Annotated in this window: 16 protein-coding genes and 1 riboswitch; of the genes, 3 read left to right on the top strand and 13 right to left on the bottom strand. The window is 44.7% G+C overall.

Going from position 1 to position 18,193, the window contains the following annotated elements; genetic code table 11:
* Positions 1 to 93: 93 nt before the first annotated feature.
* The 3 genes from MHH50_RS09645 to MHH50_RS09635 all read right to left on the bottom strand — a co-directional run bounded on the left by MHH50_RS09645 (position 94) and on the right by MHH50_RS09635 (position 4,173).
* Positions 94 to 1,890 (bottom strand): ATP-binding protein, encoded by a 1,797-nt coding sequence (locus MHH50_RS09645; protein ID WP_076124920.1) that lies wholly within the window; start codon positions 1,888 to 1,890, stop codon positions 94 to 96.
* Positions 1,891 to 2,068: 178 nt separating this feature from the next.
* Positions 2,069 to 2,455, bottom strand: a complete 387-nt coding sequence (locus MHH50_RS09640) for a VOC family protein (protein ID WP_076124919.1) — start codon at positions 2,453 to 2,455, stop codon at positions 2,069 to 2,071.
* A gap of 158 nt (positions 2,456 to 2,613) precedes the next feature.
* On the bottom strand, positions 2,614 to 4,173 hold the full coding sequence (locus tag MHH50_RS09635; protein WP_340034600.1) for a fumarate hydratase: 1,560 nt from the start codon (positions 4,171 to 4,173) through the stop codon (positions 2,614 to 2,616).
* A 102-nt stretch (positions 4,174 to 4,275) separates the two neighbouring features.
* Here MHH50_RS09635 and yfbR point away from each other — a divergent pair, with 102 nt between their 5' ends.
* Positions 4,276 to 4,881, top strand: a complete 606-nt coding sequence (gene yfbR / locus MHH50_RS09630) for a 5'-deoxynucleotidase (protein WP_340034241.1) — start codon at positions 4,276 to 4,278, stop codon at positions 4,879 to 4,881.
* 83 nt (positions 4,882 to 4,964) lie between these two features.
* On the opposite strand, the gene thiH is transcribed toward yfbR, so the two are convergent.
* The 6 genes from thiH to MHH50_RS09600 form a co-directional block, all read right to left on the bottom strand.
* Positions 4,965 to 6,080: a 2-iminoacetate synthase ThiH gene (gene thiH / locus MHH50_RS09625; RefSeq protein ID WP_339190338.1), complete on the bottom strand. Its 1,116-nt coding sequence runs from the start codon at positions 6,078 to 6,080 to the stop codon at positions 4,965 to 4,967.
* A 33-nt stretch (positions 6,081 to 6,113) separates the two neighbouring features.
* Positions 6,114 to 6,881, bottom strand: a complete 768-nt coding sequence (locus MHH50_RS09620) for a thiazole synthase (RefSeq protein ID WP_340034240.1) — start codon at positions 6,879 to 6,881, stop codon at positions 6,114 to 6,116.
* A gap of 55 nt (positions 6,882 to 6,936) precedes the next feature.
* Entirely contained in the window at positions 6,937 to 7,140 is a 204-nt protein-coding gene (thiS, locus tag MHH50_RS09615) for a sulfur carrier protein ThiS (RefSeq protein ID WP_038569682.1), read from the bottom strand.
* A gap of 38 nt (positions 7,141 to 7,178) precedes the next feature.
* Positions 7,179 to 7,802: a thiamine phosphate synthase gene (locus MHH50_RS09610; RefSeq protein ID WP_340034239.1), complete on the bottom strand. Its 624-nt coding sequence runs from the start codon at positions 7,800 to 7,802 to the stop codon at positions 7,179 to 7,181.
* A gap of 95 nt (positions 7,803 to 7,897) precedes the next feature.
* A riboswitch (TPP riboswitch) is annotated at positions 7,898 to 7,999 on the bottom strand.
* Positions 8,000 to 8,086: 87 nt separating this feature from the next.
* A complete protein-coding gene (locus MHH50_RS09605; RefSeq protein ID WP_038569678.1) occupies positions 8,087 to 8,959 on the bottom strand; it encodes an SDR family oxidoreductase in 873 nt (290 codons plus the stop codon).
* Positions 8,960 to 9,196: 237 nt separating this feature from the next.
* Positions 9,197 to 11,263, bottom strand: a complete 2,067-nt coding sequence (locus tag MHH50_RS09600) for a GDSL-type esterase/lipase family protein (protein WP_340034238.1) — start codon at positions 11,261 to 11,263, stop codon at positions 9,197 to 9,199.
* A 239-nt stretch (positions 11,264 to 11,502) separates the two neighbouring features.
* Between MHH50_RS09600 and MHH50_RS09595 the strand changes: the two genes are divergently transcribed.
* Complete coding sequence (locus MHH50_RS09595; RefSeq protein ID WP_340034237.1) at positions 11,503 to 12,441, top strand: AraC family transcriptional regulator; 939 nt, start codon at positions 11,503 to 11,505, stop codon at positions 12,439 to 12,441.
* 77 nt (positions 12,442 to 12,518) lie between these two features.
* Here the strand turns inward: MHH50_RS09595 and MHH50_RS09590 are convergent, their stop codons facing one another.
* From MHH50_RS09590 to citZ, 4 genes are all read right to left on the bottom strand, one after another.
* On the bottom strand, positions 12,519 to 12,947 hold the full coding sequence (locus tag MHH50_RS09590) for a hypothetical protein (protein WP_036678923.1): 429 nt from the start codon (positions 12,945 to 12,947) through the stop codon (positions 12,519 to 12,521).
* Positions 12,948 to 13,074: 127 nt separating this feature from the next.
* Positions 13,075 to 14,016 (bottom strand): malate dehydrogenase, encoded by a 942-nt coding sequence (gene mdh / locus MHH50_RS09585; protein ID WP_076100099.1) that lies wholly within the window; start codon positions 14,014 to 14,016, stop codon positions 13,075 to 13,077.
* A gap of 80 nt (positions 14,017 to 14,096) precedes the next feature.
* Positions 14,097 to 15,392, bottom strand: coding sequence for an NADP-dependent isocitrate dehydrogenase (icd, locus tag MHH50_RS09580; protein ID WP_036678918.1), 1,296 nt, complete (start codon positions 15,390 to 15,392; stop codon positions 14,097 to 14,099).
* A gap of 147 nt (positions 15,393 to 15,539) precedes the next feature.
* A complete protein-coding gene (citZ, locus tag MHH50_RS09575) occupies positions 15,540 to 16,652 on the bottom strand; it encodes a citrate synthase (RefSeq protein ID WP_340034236.1) in 1,113 nt (370 codons plus the stop codon).
* Positions 16,653 to 17,049: 397 nt separating this feature from the next.
* On the opposite strand from citZ, the gene ytvI reads away from it, so the two are divergent.
* Positions 17,050 to 18,165 (top strand): sporulation integral membrane protein YtvI, encoded by a 1,116-nt coding sequence (gene ytvI, locus MHH50_RS09570; RefSeq protein WP_076124908.1) that lies wholly within the window; start codon positions 17,050 to 17,052, stop codon positions 18,163 to 18,165.
* Positions 18,166 to 18,193: the final 28 nt, after the last annotated feature.

Below are 18,193 nucleotides of genomic sequence, written 5' to 3'. Positions count from 1 at the left end.
CATATAGTTTGATTTTTACAAAACAGCAACAAAACCATCATATCACCGTAATGTTAACTTAGTGTAAAATTGAAAAAGTGAATTTACAAAAATCTAATCGGTCTTTTCTTCCTGCAGCAAAGGCAATTCAATCACAAAGGAACTGCCGATTCCCAAATCACTTTCAACTGAAATCACTCCATGGTGCATATCTACCAAATGCTTCACAATAGACAGCCCCAATCCCGTTCCGCCGGAGCTTCTGGATCTTGCCTTATCCACCCGGTAAAAACGTTCAAAAATACGCGGCAGATCTTTTTTAGGAATCCCCATACCTGTATCGCTAACAGTAAATTGAACATTTTCGGAGCCGTCTGGTTTCAGTAGACTCTTAACGTAGACCTTTACGTTTCCGCCTTCATGTGTGTAATTAATCGCATTAGAGAAAAGATTCATAAAGATTTGACGCAGCTTATCCTCATCCGCCTCAATGAATAGCTCCTCAGGAACCTCTACATTAAGACTAATGTTTTTCTTCTCAGCGACTTTACTGATGGTTCCCAGCACGGAATCAAAGAATTCAATGATATGAACCGGTGAGCAATCGAGCTGCACCCGTTTAGATTCGATTTTAGATAATTCCAGAATATCTCCAATCAAGCGATTTAAACGCTCGTTCTCATCATAAATAATTTGCAGGAAGGATCTCGCCGTCTTCTCATCTTTAACTCCGCCACCCAGTAAGGTCTCGGCAAACCCTTTGACCGCTGCAACCGGAGTCTTGAGTTCATGCGATACATTAGCTACAAATTCACTACGCATCCGCTCCAAACGGCGAATTTCCGTAACCTCTTGCAATAGGAAAAGCATACCTCTGTACGTACCATCCTGGATCATCGGAACCGCGTCCATCCGTACAATTCTCTCTCTTGGGTTATAAATACTTCGTTCTTCATGAATCGGCTCCCGGCTTAACACCCCTTCTTCAAGCAGACGGGTTAGCTCATAATGCCGTTTTAACTCTTTGTACGAATGACCCGCCATTTCACCGTTACTGACATCAAGCATTCGCTCTGAAGCTCGATTAAGCAGCGCAATCTCTTCTTCCGCATTGATCATTATGATGCCGCCAGTCATATTATCCAGCACGCTTTGCAGCAGATCCTCATTATCACGAATCGTCTTAAGCTGGTCTTGAAGACTGTCTGCCATCGCATTAATCGCTGTAGCCAGCTGTCCAACTTCATCTTTACGCTTCAAATGAACTCTAGCATCATAATCCAGATCGGTAATCCGCCGGGCGACTCTTGTGATTTGCTCCAGCGGGGATGTCATGCTTGAGGCTACTTTATAGCTCACAATAGTTGCTGACAAGAACAAGATAATTAGACCTGCAGCCATGATCATCCAAGCATGCTTAAGACCTTGCGTTACAGCATCAAGTCCCATTGAGACCCGAATATAGCCGTCAAATCCCTGATCTGAAGTTACCTTTCCAGCCACATATAACATCTCATGCTTTAGAGTTTCGCTGTAACGGATTGCCCGTCCAGTTCCCTCTTTCGCAGCCCCTATCTCTTCTTCACGATTGGAGTGGTTGTCCATTTCCAAGGGGTTTTTCTCAGAATCGCCAATTACTTTACCCGACTTTGTAATAAACGTTATCCGAGAATCTAAAAGTTTAGAAATATGCTCCGCCTGTTCAGTGTAATACGGGATCGCATTTGATGAATTCATATCTACAAATTCCAGTGTTCCTGAGAGCAAACTTATTTCCCGGGACATATTCTCTTCCAGAGCAGTTATATGGGAGCTCTTAAACAGATGAGCCATCGTAAATCCAGTACCAATCATGGAAATACCGATTAAGGCCATAAGTATAAACGTAAGACGAGCGCGAAACGGTTTCATCTGAAATTTGCCTCTCCCTTTATCATTGTATCTTTTATCCTAACTTCATTTTCTTCAAAATACCAGTACGACTATGACCGTGACATAAGCCCTCCAGAGTAGATTATATAAAAATAACAGCCCGAGTTGATTAACTCTGGACTGTTACTTTGTATTACTTTTGTAAAAACACATGAGTTTATTCTGTACGGGTGGCAAGAAACCACTGATTACCCTGACGGTCTCTAACCCCTGCTCCTCTTTCTCCATAGGATTTATCCAGTGGTTCTTCAATAATAGAAGCCCCGGCATCCAGGCACTTGCGGTAGGTCTCATCAACATTTCTTACATAAAGATGAATGGCAAGCTGTACCGGTGAATACTTTTCATTCGCTTCGGAAATCTCAATGATGGAATCACCGATTCTGACCTCGGCATGCCTAATCCTTCCCTCATCATTTCGCAGCATATCAATAATTTTGGCATCAAAGCAGTGCACAACAAAATCTATCAATTGGTCTGCATCTTCCGCAATAAAATACGGCGTAACGTTAAGAAACCCATTTCTAATATAATGTGGTGCCATTCGTTGTCCTCCTTTAGACAGGTAAAAACGCCTTCGGCGTTCCTTAAGGATCATTTATAGTCTGGACATATAAATCCTTATAATTTGATTAGAACCCATGGAAAAGCCATTCAGAGAATCTGCCCTCCTCATGACTTATCCACCGGTTGTAACCCCATTTATTTAAACACTGGCTCCTTGAATTGAGTCAATTTAGCTGCAGAATCTTTTTCCACATCCGCATGCAGACTGTTGCCGTGAGCATCCATCGTCACAATCGCTGCAAAACCCTCCACATCGAGATGCCACATCGCCTCAGGAATACCAAATTCCATAAAATCAACAGCGTTGACCTTCTTAATGCACTCTGCATAATACTGGGCGGCTCCACCAATCGCATTGAGGTATACCCCGCCGTGCTCCTGTAACGCTTTTAACGTTTTTGGACCCATACCACCTTTTCCGATGACTGCACGGATTCCAAATTTTTTGATAATATCGCCTTGATAAGGCTCTTCACGAATGCTCGTAGTTGGTCCCGCAGCTTTTACATGCCAGCCTTCCTCATCTTTCATCATCACAGGACCACAATGATAAATCACAGCCCCTTCCAGATCTACCGGAGACTCATGATCCATTAAATATTTGTGCAAAGCATCACGGCCTGTATGCATTTCACCGGATAAAATAACCACGTCTCCAACACGCAGACTACGGATATCCTCTTCACTTATCGGCGTTGTAAGACGTACTTCCCGCGATTCAGAGGCTGGGCTGTTAGCTCCCTCAGCAATTACCGCTTCAGATTCATGTGCCCCTTCATCATCTACAGATATCCCTGTACCACTCTCATACAACCAATCCTCTATATTGCCTGTGGATGGATCAACCAGCACCCCTTGGCGGCGGAAGGCCCAACAGTTATAAGCAACAGATACGAAAAAGCTAGCTGGCAGACGATTCATTACGTCAACCTTACAGCCCAGCAGCGATACTTCACCACCAAAGCCCATCGTGCCAATTCCAAGCTTGTTAGCATTCTCCATAATATAGTCTTCCAGCTTACTAAGGTCTTCTATTGGATTAACATCCTCCACTTTGCGGAACAGCTGCTTCTTAGCCAGCTCGTAGCCAGTCGTACGGTCACCGCCGATACCCACGCCAATAAAACCGGCACTGCAGCCTTGTCCCTGCGCCTGATATACCGCGTGTAAAATACATTTACGGATTCCGTCCAGATCCCGACCCGCTTTGCCGAGTCCTTCTAATTCTGCCGGGAGACTGTATTGAATATTTTTATTCTCGCAGCCTCCACCCTTCAGAATAAGTCTAACGTCTATTTTATCCTCTTCCCATTGTTCGAAATGAATGACTGGTGTGCCTGCACCCAAGTTATCTCCGCTATTCTCACCTGTTAATGAATCTACAGAATTGGGACGAAGTTTACCATTCTTGGTCGCTCGTACAATGGCATTATGAATATCTTTTTTCATCTCAATCTGATTGATTCCCACAGGGGTGTGAATGATAAATGTAGGCATTCCCGTATCCTGACAGATCGGAGACACTTGCTGCTCAGCCATTCCGATATTTTGCGCAATCGTGGTTAAAGCAAGACCGGACCGGGTAGCCCTGTCTTCCAGCGCGCGACCTTTTGCAACTGCCCGGCGTACATCTCCCGGCAAATTCGTGGAAGTTTCTACGATAAGGTTATAAATACTGTCTTCAAAATGCTGCATCTTCATTCAAGCTCCTCTCGGCAGTTCCAGGTTATCTAAAGTTTGATACAATTAGTATAATAATATCATACCTAGCACCGCATGAAAGGGGTTACTTTAAAATTGAGCTACCATTTTTCTGCCTATCTATATCGTCTTCAGTATATTCAGCGCTGGAGCTTGATGCGCAGCACCGCACCGGAGAACGTCGCTGAGCATTCTTTTCATGTTGCATTGCTCACACATATGCTCTGTTCCATCGGTAATGTTCATTTTGGACGTTCACTAAACGCAGAACGAGCAGCAACCCTAGCTCTGTTCCATGATGCCAGCGAAGTGTTCACAGGTGACATCGCCACGCCGGTAAAATACAACAATCCTCGCTTGCTCACCAGCTTCCGCGAAATGGAGAAAGTTGCGGCTGATCGCTTAACTGAAATGATTCCATCAGAGCTGAAAAGCATCTACACTCAGCTTATACGGCCGGAAGACAGCCCTCCCGATTCAGAGGACATTCTGCTGCACAGCTATGTGAAAGCCGCTGATCGGCTGGATGCTTATTTGAAATGCGTATGGGAAGTTGCTGCAGGAAACCGAGAATTTGCCGCCGCGAAGGAGCAGACAGCAGCAAAACTTCGTGGGCTTGACCTGCAGGAAGTGGATTATTTTCTGACTCATATGGCACCGAGTTTCGAAATGTCTCTCGATGAGCTCTCTGCCGGAAACTAAACACCCTCTATACAATAAAAAATGGACCTCCGCATGAATCTCGCAGGGGTCCATTTAGTGATTAATAATTGATAATACAAGCGTTACGTTGTTGATTCGGTCAGGATATCCCAGTCTTTAAAAATGGGCTGCAAACCCTTCGTATATAGCATTTCCGTAATCTCCTGCACACTACGGCTATCGGATATTTCGAATTGCGGAGTTCCCCCTGCATTAGTGTGACCGCCCACCTCAGTAGTGACCCCGGCTGACATCTTAGTTATTCCTAGATGAATTAAATGATCGCGTAGAGAGGCAGGCTCTCTTGTAGATAAAGTAATGCCCGAACGGGGTAAAAATAACCGGTATGCCAAAATAATCTGCACTAGCGATCGGTCGGTAACATCACACTCCGGGTTAAATTCCCCTAAATAAGGCCGAAACCGCGGAGGTGACAGACTGATCTCGCAATCTGGATACCGATCCTGCAAATAGCGGGCATGCATGGCACTTTGGAATGCCTCTTGCCGCCAATCATACATCCCGAGCAACGTACCAATATTCACAGAACGAAAACCTGCCTGACAGCCGCGTTCAGGTGCATCCAGGCGATTCCGGTAGTTTCTTTTAGGCCCTTTAACATGCAGCTTTCTGTAAGTCTCCTGGTGGTACACCTCTTGGTATAGTGTTAATCCATCCACCCCTGCTTGAAGAAGCTCTTTATATTCTGCAGTTGATAGAGGATTTATCTCAATACTGACAGAGGAAAAAAATTCCCTGAGTACATCTACGCAATCCTTAATATATGAGACAGGATTCTCCCGGCGCGATTCACCAGTCAAAATGAGGATATGCCGCAGACCTGTAGCTGCAATCTTCTCAGCCTCCCTGCGAACCTCCTCCAAGGACAGCTTTTTGCGCGGAAAATCATAAATGGAGCTGAAGCTGCAGTAGGTACAATGATTCACACAAAAATCCGCAAGATACATCGGTGTGAACAGCTGCATCGAATAACCAAAATGTGCACGGGTCAGTCGCTGTGCAGCCAACGCCATCTCCTCTAGCAGCGGCGTTGCTGCCGGAGAGAGCAATGCCAGCAAATCATTTTCGTTCAGCTTGTCTTTTCCAAGCGCCCGCCTAACGTCATCCTCCCGGAACTCCTTCCACAGTTGCTCATAAGGATACTGCTCCAAGCGGGCCAGTGTGTCAAAAAAGCTCATGCTAATCTTCCCTCCTTTCGTGACCTATCAAATTCAGTTCAAAAATCCAGTCAACGGTGACGAAGCAAAAGCAACTTCTTCTACAGGACCGAGTCCTGCCAAATAAGCTTTGCGGCCAGCGGATATCGCCTCGCGGAACGCTTCCGCCATGACGAGCGGATTACGTGCCGTTGCAATAGCCGTATTAAGCAGAACAGCAGCGGCCCCCATCTCCATTGCTTCCGCCGCTTCCGAGGGCTTGCCAATTCCGGCGTCTAAAATAATCGGCAAATTCACTTCTTGAATAAGAATACGCACAAGCTCCTTGGTGCGCAGGCCGCGATTCGTTCCGATCGGCGCACCAAGCGGCATCACAGCAGCAGCACCGGCATCTCTCAGACGTAAAGCAGCCGAAAGGTCCGGACTCATATATGGCAATACTACAAAACCCTCCGCTGCTAAAATCTCTGTAGCTCGTATGGTCTCCAGATTATCTGGAAGCAGGTATTTCTGATCATTGATCACTTCGATCTTGACCCAGTTCCCCAGTCCCGCAGCTCTTGCTAATCTTGCAATACGGACTGCCTCTTCCGCTGTACGCGCTCCTGAGGTATTAGGCAGAAGAGTCATGTGGCCGGGAATATGGTTCATGATATTTTCTGCTCCACCTTGCGGGTCCACTCGGCGAAGCGCTACAGTAATCACCTGAGAACCAGAGCTTGCGATCACTTCGGGGATCAGCGTATTCCGGCTATATTTTCCGGTTCCGATAAATAATCTACTGGTTAATTCGATGCCGCCAATATGTAACGGGTCATGCATGAAATTACCTCCCTTTGGTTCGTATAAATTTCTCAAAATTCTATACCGCTCCATCTCAACCCCCACCAACAAAGTGCACCAGTTCCAAACGATCATCCTCGCTCAGAGCAGTACTTTCATAATTCTCCTTACTGACAATTTCTCCATTCAGCTCAATGATCATCAGACGACCCGACCACTCAGGAAGACTGATCAAATCAGCTATAGTTTGAATACCACCAGAACACTCTGCGGATTTCCCGTTAATCAACAGCTTCATTCTGAATCACCCCCTTCGCCCATGCTGTTACCTCCAGGCTATGAATGAACCGCCTTATGAATAGCTTTGGCGGCCTCATAAGGATCATCCGCTCCGCAAATACCGGACATCACAGCAACTCCTGCCGCACCTTGTCTAATGATCTGCGCCGCATTAGCGGGGCTAATTCCGCCAATCGCAATTACAGGAATAGAGCTGGTCTTCACCGTTTCTGCAAGCAGCTCTAACCCACGTGCGGGCAGCCCTAACTTGCTATCCGAGGGAAATACATGACCAAACAAGCAATAATCAGCTCCCTGCTCTGAGGCATTCGCCGCTTCTACCGGAGAATGAACCGATCTCCCCAGCCGAAGCTGAGGTGCAATTCGCCGGGCTGTAACCGGACTCAGACTGTGCCAAGCCAACTGAACCCCCGCGGCACCAGCTGCCAAGGCTACATCGATCCGGTCGTTGATTATCAGTTTGGTAGCGGGCATACCGGTAGCCAACAGCTTCTGTGCCGCAGCGAGCAGTTCGCATGCAGGACATTGCTTATCTCTCAGGTGAATATAATCGACCCATGTCTGCACCGTGACAGCTAGTTCAACAAAATGTCTCAGCTGTAGCTTGCCGTCTGATATTAGATGGATCTCAGCTTGCAACATCACGATCTCCTCTCTCACTTCCCTGTAGGTCAGTAAAAAACAAAAAAACTGCCCCCCGTAAGGAAGGCAGTCAGAATCTGTATATAGACGGCACTACAAATAGCCCGACAACAGAAATTCGTTCTCCACTTCCCTACGCTGGTCTTAACCAGATCAGGTTCAAAGGGTCCGGAAATCCATTCCGTCTCAGCCAATCGGCACCCCTAGTGACATAAATATACAATTTTAAAATGCTAACGTGGTTTATAGTAACATATTTTTTTATTGAAATACACCCATTTATTCACATTAGCTGTACTGATCTAACCGTTTACTACCTCGCCACCATTTACATGAATAACCTGTCCAGTCACATAACTGGAATCGTCAGAGGCCAGATATACATAGGCTGGTGCCAGCTCTTCTGGTTGTCCAGGCCGTTTCATAGGCTGTGTACCTCCAAACTCGCTAACCTGTTTTGCATCAAAGGTAGAGGGAATCAGCGGTGTCCAGATTGGACCTGGTGCAACACCGTTTACCCGTATGCCCTTCTCTGCCAGATTCGTGGACAAGGATCGTGTGAAGCTAAGAATAGCTCCTTTAGTTGATGAATAGTCCAGCAGCTGCGGGCTTCCGCGATAAGCGGTAATTGAAGTTGTATTTATAATTGTAGATCCTGCTTTTAAATGAGGCATAGCTGCTTTTGTTAAATAGAACATCGCAAATATATTCGTACGGAAAGTACGCTCAAGCTGCTCGGAAGTAATATCCTCGATCTTAGCTTGCGGATGTTGCTCTGCCGCGTTATTGATGAGAATATCAAGCTTTCCTAAGCCCTCCACCGTCTGTTTAATAAGATCCTTACAGAATTTCTCGTCACCGATATCACCTGGAATTAGGATACATTTGCGGCCTTCCTGCTCGACCTGACGTTTAGTTTCCTCTGCATCTGAGTGTTCATTAAGATATGAAATGACCACATCAGCGCCTTCTTTAGCAAAAAGCACAGCAACTGCACGCCCAATTCCGCTGTCTCCACCGGTAATTAACGCCGCCTTGTCTTGCAGTTTACCTGCTGCTTTATAATTTGCCGGCTCGTATTTGGGCAGCGGCGTCATTTCACTCTCAATCCCTGGCTGATGATGCTGCTCCTGTGGGGGTAAGGTTTTTGTAGCTTGTTTATTGTTGCCTGACATCTTCCCTATCTCCTCTCGTTAAGCAAATTGATAGTTAACTGATCGTCTTAGGATGGCACAACTATGCACGTTTATACGCTGGGTTTGTCATTTTCTTAAATCGCTTTACGAATCTTACTTACCACAATGAAAGTAGATATAAACAACCGTGAGAGATATACTGCTGTAAGTGGAGAGGAATTCACTGCATACAAATAGACACAGCATCGCTGCTGTGCCTTGAATTGTTCACCCTGACTATTTTAGAGAAGAAACATGATTTTCTGCATTCACTTCATGTTCCAGCACCCACATAAAGTACAGAGCTTTGGCCGCTTTCTCCCGGGTCACTATAGCTGTAGGTTCTAGTTCTGTCCCATTGACCATTTCGCCTCTGGCAATCCCCACTTCAGATCTAATGAGTCCTAATTCATATGCACTTTTCACTTTTGAAATTAAATAAGGAGAAATGTCCGCTGTATCAACAAGCTGCGTCCAGGATACAAGAGGATAGTACATCGCACCTCTAGCTCCTGGCTCCAAATTCGAATCATAGCCAGGATCTCCTGGCACTACTGCTGTGCCGTTATAATCAGTCATGTACTTAGGTTTATTAGCAAACTTTATTTGGTAAACGTCATAGAGAATAGCACCCATCGTTTCACGTGACAGCTTACCTTTCGGATAATAGGCAAGATCTGATCTTTCCACTTTCATTAACTTAGAAATACTGCGTGTGAATTCAGCAACTGTCATCTCCGTATCCGGATTAAAATTCCCTTGACGGTCTTTGCCCATTACTCCCAGCTGGATTAATTTTTCAATTTGATTACGGTAATAAGCAGCTTCCCCAGTCGTCGTATCATTCGTTATTTCCGGAAAAATCTTACCCCAGTTCCCTGTTAGTGCCGCATGCTTAACGTTCCCTTTAAGGTAAGGAGTAATGGAGGCAGCAGTAGAATCGCCAGTAGCACCTTTCTCTACAAGCTCCGTGACAATCATCCGTGAAAATTGTTTGGCGAGCGCTTCTTTAAAATGAGTCCCATCGACTTTCTTTGAAGGATGCCCATTAGCGTAACTTCCGTCATTTGTTTTGCCTGGCGTTTCTCCGGCTTCAATAGACATGAAGAGGGCTGTTATTGCTTCTACACCGATCTCGTTATAATATTTCAGACTTTCCGAGTTAAGGTCAATAAGTGTAACTCCAGATTCATCTGCGACCCGTTTAAGAATATCTACAAACTTTCTTGATTTAAAAGAATTTTCATAGATATATCCCGGACTTGCATTCCCTTTAATTCTGGACATTGGGGTTACCAGTACTGGTATCATGCCCCGGGCTTGAATCGCAGGGAGATAGACTTCTTTAAGGTAATTTTCATACATTGCTTCTGTCGAACCTCTGCCGTAACGTCTGAACTCATCTGCGCTCTCATCATTGTGTCCGAATTGAATAAACACATAATCCCCAATGCTGCCATTCAGTAAAATGTCGTTCAGTCGACCTTCTGTATAGGCATTTTTAAACGAGCGTCCCCCCATGGAATAGTTAGTTACACTCAATTTATGTTGATTAAACATACTGCCAATAATCTGGCCCCAACCACTCATTGGTGCTTCGTCGAAGGTGTAGGACTTGACAGTAGAATCTCCAAGTATAAACAAATTCGGAAGAGCTCCAACTGCTCTATGCTGAGGCAAAATCGGTTCCAGTATGATCTCCTCAATCCCCACAGCTGTGTTCACTTTGTTCGGTTCGATCTCAATATCTATATGGTCACGGCCGTTTACATACGTATAAGTCCACTCTTTCCCTTTGGCTACAGCCGTATGCTTGACGGGTACAAGCTTTGCAGCGTCCCAATGTCCACTTTTCAACAAGCGGCTGGTCTGCATTCCGGATACTGACACGATCCCATCCTCTGCGTCAGAAGTCGTTTTTACATATACGTTGTAGGTTCCAGGGGGAGCATCCATTCGAAACGCCATTCCGTAGTTGTTATAATTATCTTTCTCAGATTTAGGTTCAGCAAAAAAAATAGGTTCTGTGATGAAAAAACCTGTTCCATCGGATGTAATTGAGTCGGTGTGCACTTCTCTGGCGGGTAAAGCGTTGGTCTCTTGAACAAAACCATAACCTAAAGATGAGTCATACAATTGTGCACCGCGATTAGGATCATACCTAACGGATTGATATCCTGTTTTAACTTGGTTTGTAAAATTGAACTTGTATACGCTTGCAATTTGGGTTGGAGGTTGCCTCTCTGCCCCATCTTTTAATAGGGATGCCTCTGTTTTACCGTGAGTAAGAGTCAATGAAGCCATAAGTAAAGAAGATAAGATTAGTATATTCCTACACAGCTTTCTCACTTCATTACACTTCCTTCCGTTTCTCGAAATACTTCCCTAGGTCCCTCCATTATCCCTGTTCTCTAAAGTGATTCAAATGATGATTTCATTCTTTTTTTTGACCTTTTGTAACGAAAACCATGGAATGATCAACGGCTCACACTGCAAAATGGTCATATGTATAGGTATCCTTGATATAATTAAGAACATCCCTATTGATCCTAAGGAGGAGAACTCCTATCGCTTACAAAGTCAGCTTTCCGAACATTATAAGTACACTGCAGCTGATCGGTGTTCATTATCGTGTAGCAGAACCTGGGTGGACATACCCTGATCATCATCACAAAATCTTCGAACTATTGTATTGCTACGACGGCAACTCCCATCAATATGTAGAAGGAAGTTCCATTGCCTTTGGTAAAGGAGATTGGTTAATTATTCCGCCTGGCTTACGTCATTATGTAGTTAATTCTGGCCTGAGCAACTATATCTACCTCTCTTTTCATTTCGATATTGACGATTTAAAGTTTCGTGAATGGTTTCAGTCTCAGGCTGTACAGAAATGGAATAACCAGCAAATGCAGCGTTCGGGATTAAATCACCAACTGGAACATTTGGATGAATTTATTAAGAACAATATTCTCGCCACGACGGCCTCCACTGGATTTCCCGAGGAAATTGAAGAAATGATTCTTGTAAAAGAAAGGCTTCGTTTGCAAGCGATCATCCTGATGATTTTGACTGAACTCATTGATGTACAGCTCTCGAATTCGGAGAATTCCAACACAGCGCGACAAGCAAACTCTTTGTACGAGGTGGAAACTGCTCATCAGATTGAAAAATATATTGCAACCAATATTCATTTGCCGGAGCTCACGGTTAATTTGATTGCTGAGCAGCTTTGCTTAAGTCGGGTGCAGTGCCATAAGTTGTTTACAAAGATATATAAGATATCTCCTAGGCAGTACATAACTAACCTAAGATTAAAGAAGTCAAAACATTTGCTGCTTCATACCGATTTAAAAATACAGAGGATTTCTGAACAACTCGGGTTTGCTTCCCAGAGCCACTTCAGCCGACAATTCAAACGATGGACGGGTGTTTCTCCGTTAAATTACCGGCCGAAATCTTATACGAATCCTATCAGGGATTAACGTTTTATGAAGATAAATTACCGGAACATACGAAAAACCCGCTCTCCATTACGGAGGCGGGTATAATTCGCTATAGATTAAACTATATCGTTAAACACCATGAAGAATACCATTAGTAGCAATGACACCGTAAGCAGTGCACTAAGTGTGCGCAATTTTCCAGTCTCTGCGCTAACGTCGCGGTTCTCACGAATTCCAGCTGCTGCAAGACGCAAAGGCTTGCTCATAATACCGCCAAGTGCAAACATCGCTAGCAATAACACAACAACAATAATCATCCACGCTACTGAATAATCACCTTTGGTCATCATATAACCGCCTGTAAGGAGTTGGATCACCAATCCATACTGCGCAAAACGATTAAATCCGGTTACTGCACTTAACGTTCCTTCTTTAGCCCCAGACGACAGTTTCTCTGCACGTCCTAGGATGAAGGGTAGCACAAGGTAGAAGCCAAGTGCCAAGGTTCCGATCATATGTAAGAAAAACAACACGTTCCAATCCATAACATATCTCCTCCGTTTTAACTGTGATAATAGTTACATTTAATTATACCCATTATTGCTTGAGAAGAAAAGGAAACCCCCATTTTAAGTGAACAAAATGGGGGTTTCTTCATACCTCTGTCACAATCTATACAGTTAGCACAGCTGTTACGCTACGCACGGATTCAGCAGACTTATCTAAAGCCGCTTTTTCCTCAGCTGTAAGCTCCAGTTCAAAAATCTTCTCGATACCATTGGCACCAAGTAACGCCGGAACACCCATGAACAGGTTATCGTAGCCATATTCTCCTTCGAGCAAAGCGATAACCGGAATGATCCGTTTTTTGTCCTTCAAGATAGCTTCCGCCATCTGAACTAAAGAAGCCGCTGGTGCATAATAAGCACTACCATTTCCTAAGAGGTTAACAATCTCTCCGCCACCTACACGTGTACGTTGCACAATCTCATCAATACGCTCCGCAGATATCAATGTATCAATTGGAATGCCACCGACACTGGAATACCTTACGAGCGGTACCATATCATCGCCGTGTCCGCCTAATACGAAACCACGTACATCTTCAACAGATACCTTCAGCTCTTGTGCAATAAACGTGTTATAACGGGCTGTATCCAGCACTCCGGATTGTCCAATTACGCGACTCTTCGGAAAACCCAGCGCATTAAATGCCGCATAGGTCATAGCGTCAACTGGATTACTCAGAATGATTACGATGGAATCTGGTGCTACACGTTTTATGTTCTCGCATACCGACTTCACAATACCTGCATTGGTGTTCACGAGATCATCGCGACTCATTCCAGGTTTACGGGCAATCCCTGCAGTGATGATTACAATATCTGAATCCGCAGCATCTTCATAGCTTGAGGTTCCTGTAATTTGACTGTCAAATTTCTGTACAGGACCTGCTTCCAGCATATCTAGTGCCTTCCCCTTGGTTGTGTTCTCCATTTGTGGGATATCAAGCAGCACAACGTCACCAAGCTCCTTTTGAGCAAGCATAAGAGCTGTAGTAGCCCCAGTAAAACCGGCACCTACAACTGTAATTTTATAACGTTTGATTGCCAAGGATTCTCCTCCTAGAACGGTGTCGGTATAGCTTGTATTAGCTAAACTTCAATATATTCAGTTGGTTGAGCCAGCCTATCTTAGAGGTGATTAATAATCTCGTCGGCAAATGCAGAGCATTTCAGTTCAGTTGCGCCTTCCATCAGGCGGGCAAAGTCATAAGTCACGGTTTTGTTATTAATAGCTGTTTCCATACCTTTATAAATCAGATCTGCTGCTTCCTGCCAACCCAGATGCTCCAGCAACATTACGCCGGACAGAATCACGGAACCAGGGTTCACAACATCTTTGTCTGCATATTTAGGTGCGGTGCCATGAGTGGCTTCAAAAATCGCATGTCCAGAAATATAGTTAATGTTCGCTCCAGGAGCGATACCGATACCGCCGATTTGCGCAGCAAGCGCGTCAGACAGGTAATCCCCGTTCAGGTTCAAGGTAGCAATAACATCAAAATCAGTCGGACGAGTCAGAACTTGTTGCAATGCGATATCCGCAATGGCATCCTTGATGATAATTTTGCCCGCAGCTTCAGCATCCTTCTGAGCAGCATTGGCAGCAGCTTCACCTTCACGTTCTTTAATTACATCGTATTGATTCCAAGTGAAGACCTTATCTCCGAACTCTTGCTCAGCAACTTCATAACCCCAGTTTTTGAAGGCACCTTCAGTGAACTTCATGATGTTTCCTTTGTGCACAAGCGTTACGCTCTTGCGTCCGTGTTTGATCGCATATTCAATAGCAGCGCGTACCAAACGTTTTGAACCTTCGGAGGATACTGGTTTGATACCAATACCAGAAGTTTCAGGGAAACGGATTTTGTTAACTCCCATCTCTTTTTGCAGGAATTCGATGACTTTCTTCACTTCAGCAGAACCTTCTTGATATTCAATCCCTGCATAAATATCCTCCGTATTCTCACGGAAAATAACCATATCCACCAGCTCAGGACGTTTAACAGGAGAAGGAACCCCTTCGAAATAACGAACTGGACGCAGACATACGTACAAATCCAACTCTTGACGCAAAGCTACGTTCAATGAACGAATACCGCCTCCGATTGGAGTCGTAAGTGGACCTTTAATAGCTACAAAATATTCACGGATTGCCTCCAAAGTATCATTTGGCAGCCATTCGCCATATGTATTGAAGGCTTTTTCGCCAGCAAAAACTTCGTACCAAGCGATTTGCTTTGTGCCGCCATAAGCTTTAGTTACTGCTGCATCAAGTACGCGTTTGGAAGCCTTCCAAATATCACGGCCTGTGCCGTCACCCTCGATAAAAGGAATGATTGGATGATTAGGAACCTGCAGTTTACCATCTTTAATTGTGATTTGTTCGCCTTCTGTTGGCAGATCGAATTTTTCTAGTTTCAACATTTGAGTGTATTCCTCCTAAAGTTTTGTGGGATTTAATTTCTCATGGACAAGCCTCGAACAAAACTCTCTACGTATGAATATGCATTATTGCATATATTCTAGGGTTCATTCTACTAAACTTTAGGAGCAGCCTGCAAGGCTGCCCTTCTATCTTTCGTCTACTGGAACGTATTTCTGTTCAATCATACCTGTGTATTCTGCACGTGGCCGGATAATACGGTTATCTGTATATTGCTCCAGAATATGTGCAGTCCAGCCTGAAGTCCGGCTAATTGCAAAGATAGGAGTGAACAGCTCACGTTCAATACCCAGCTGTGTATAAACTGATGCCGAATAGAAATCAACATTCGGTTTAAGTCCCTTTTGTCCGGTAATCAATTCCTCGATATTTACGGACATATCATACAGCGTAGTATCATTTTTCATTGTGCCAAGTTCAAGTGACATTTTCATCAGGTGTTTAGCACGTGGATCACCATTTTTGTATACTCTATGGCCGAAGCCCATGATCTTCTCGCGGTTATCCAGCTTCTTACGAATATAAGGTTCAACCGCTTCCAAACTTCCGATCTCTTCAAGCATCTTCATAACGGCTTCATTCGCCCCACCGTGAAGTGGACCCTTTAGTGCGCCGATAGCGGAGGTCACGCCGGAATAAATATCGGACAAGGTTGCAACCGTAACTCTGCCTGCAAAAGTTGAAGCATTCAGCTCATGGTCCGCATGAAGCACAAGTGCGGTATCAAGCGCTTTAACAGATACACTGTCAGGCTCTTTTCCCCATAACATATACAGGAAGTTCTCGGCAATCGAGACGCCTTCTTTAGGAGCCACAGGTTCCAGACTTTTGCGAATACGCGATAGGGCCGCCACAACCGTCGGGAGCTGTGCCTGTAGTTTTACTGCTTTAATCTCGTTAGCTTCTCTACTCATATCGTCAGCCGCTTCATCATAGAGAGCAAGGCTTGATACAGCAGTCCGCAATGCTGCCATGGTGTTGGTGTCTTTTGGATAGAGCTTCATTTGCTCGATGACTGGCTCAGGAATCCGTGCGAAAGCACTGAAATCCCGTTTGAGCGCTTCCAGTTCTGGTGTTGTTGGTAGACTGCCAAACCACAATAAATAAGCGGTTTCTTCGAAGGTAGCATTTTCTGCGAGATCATCAATATCATAACCACGGTAAGTGAGTACCCCATCCACAATAGAGCTAATGGATGAAGTTGTTGCAACGATACCTTCCAAGCCTTTGGTAGCTGTCATAGCATATCTCTCCTTTGCCAACAAGGTATAAAAAGCATTCTCGGTTTCATGTAAACATTTCCAATTTAAAGCATTGAAAAATCTAAGGAGTGCAGTTCAAGGACATATCCGGCGAGGATGTTGTCTGACTTTCGTAATCGAATCTTTATTCATCATACTGGATTTTGTCGGTTATGTGAACAATGTGGAAGCTTTGCAGCGCATCAAATGATTTTATCACAGAGATAGAAAAAAACTTCTAAACCCTTGATTCACAGTTGAGATTTTAGTTTATAGCATCCGGTTCAGCCCAATATTTATCCCGTTTCCTAGTCTTTAAATAGGTTCTATGAATATATATGAAGACGAGCTTTTATTCCCCTGCATCCGCAGGAATGAAGGAGGTGTAGATCTTCGTATGGACCGATTAGCATTAAAAAGACTGCTGCGCGGCCTGTGGGTCGTTCTGGCTACCTCTATCCTCCTGCTGGCAATCTATTTATTGCTTCCGCTGTTATACCCCCTCCTGCTCGCTTGGTTGCTCGCTTATATCATGCATCCACTAGTGTTGATTCTTAAAGGCCTTAAGCTCCCAGCGTGGCTGGCGGTGTCGCTCTCGCTGCTATTTTACATAGGCGGAACCGCACTAGTACTGACCGCGATGATTACAAGGCTAGTGAAAGAATTGATCGTGCTGCTGCAGACCTTTAATCTTCATACGGACCAATGGAGAGAGCTTCTGCTGTCCTTGAGCCAGAATGCAAGCATACAGAATATCATTAACCAGATAAATCAGTTCTACCGCGACAATCCTGACTATCACGCCACCATTGACAGCAATATCAGCAGAACAACGGAAACCGTTGGTTACGCAGTTACGCAAGTGGTGACCGGATTTTTTAATGTGATCTTAAAGCTGATCTCCGCTCTACCCAGTATGGGTACAATTCTTATCGTGGTCGTTCTCGCTGCCTTTTTTATTAGTACTAGCTGGGAAAGACATAATGCCAAACTCACAGGCTGGCTGCCAGCCCCATTCTTAAAGCCGGTATCGGGTATCTGGCGGGATCTGCGAAAAGCTCTCTTCGGCTATCTCCGGGCTCAGCTAATCCTGATCTCCATTACAGCGGTCATTGTCGTGATCGGGTTGCTGCTCTTGGGTGTAAAATCTGCTTTCGCTATTGGCTTAATGATTGGTTTTGTGGATCTGTTGCCTTATTTAGGGGTTGGAATCGTAATGATTCCTTGGGCGTTATACTCTTACATGACAGACAATCTGGCACTGGGGATCGGACTTACTATCCTATATGCCGTTATCCTTGTAACCCGCCAAGTGCTTGAGCCGAAAGTGCTCGCCAGCAGCATTGGGCTTGATCCCCTTGCTATGCTAGTCGGTATGTTTGCAGGTTTGCAGCTGTTCGGTATGCTTGGGCTGATCATCGGTCCCGTTATTCTAGTTATTCTTGTAGCCTTTAACCGAGCAGGTGTATTTCACGCATTACACAGCTATATTGTCAGCGGAAGACTAAGATAATAAACAATACCCTACAATTCTTGGAATA

Origin of the sequence: Paenibacillus sp. FSL H3-0302, assembly GCF_037982245.1 — a bacterium.
In the GTDB taxonomy this organism is placed as follows: domain Bacteria; phylum Bacillota; class Bacilli; order Paenibacillales; family Paenibacillaceae; genus Paenibacillus_AQ; species Paenibacillus_AQ odorifer.
This window is presented reverse-complemented; position numbering and strand designations above follow the sequence as displayed.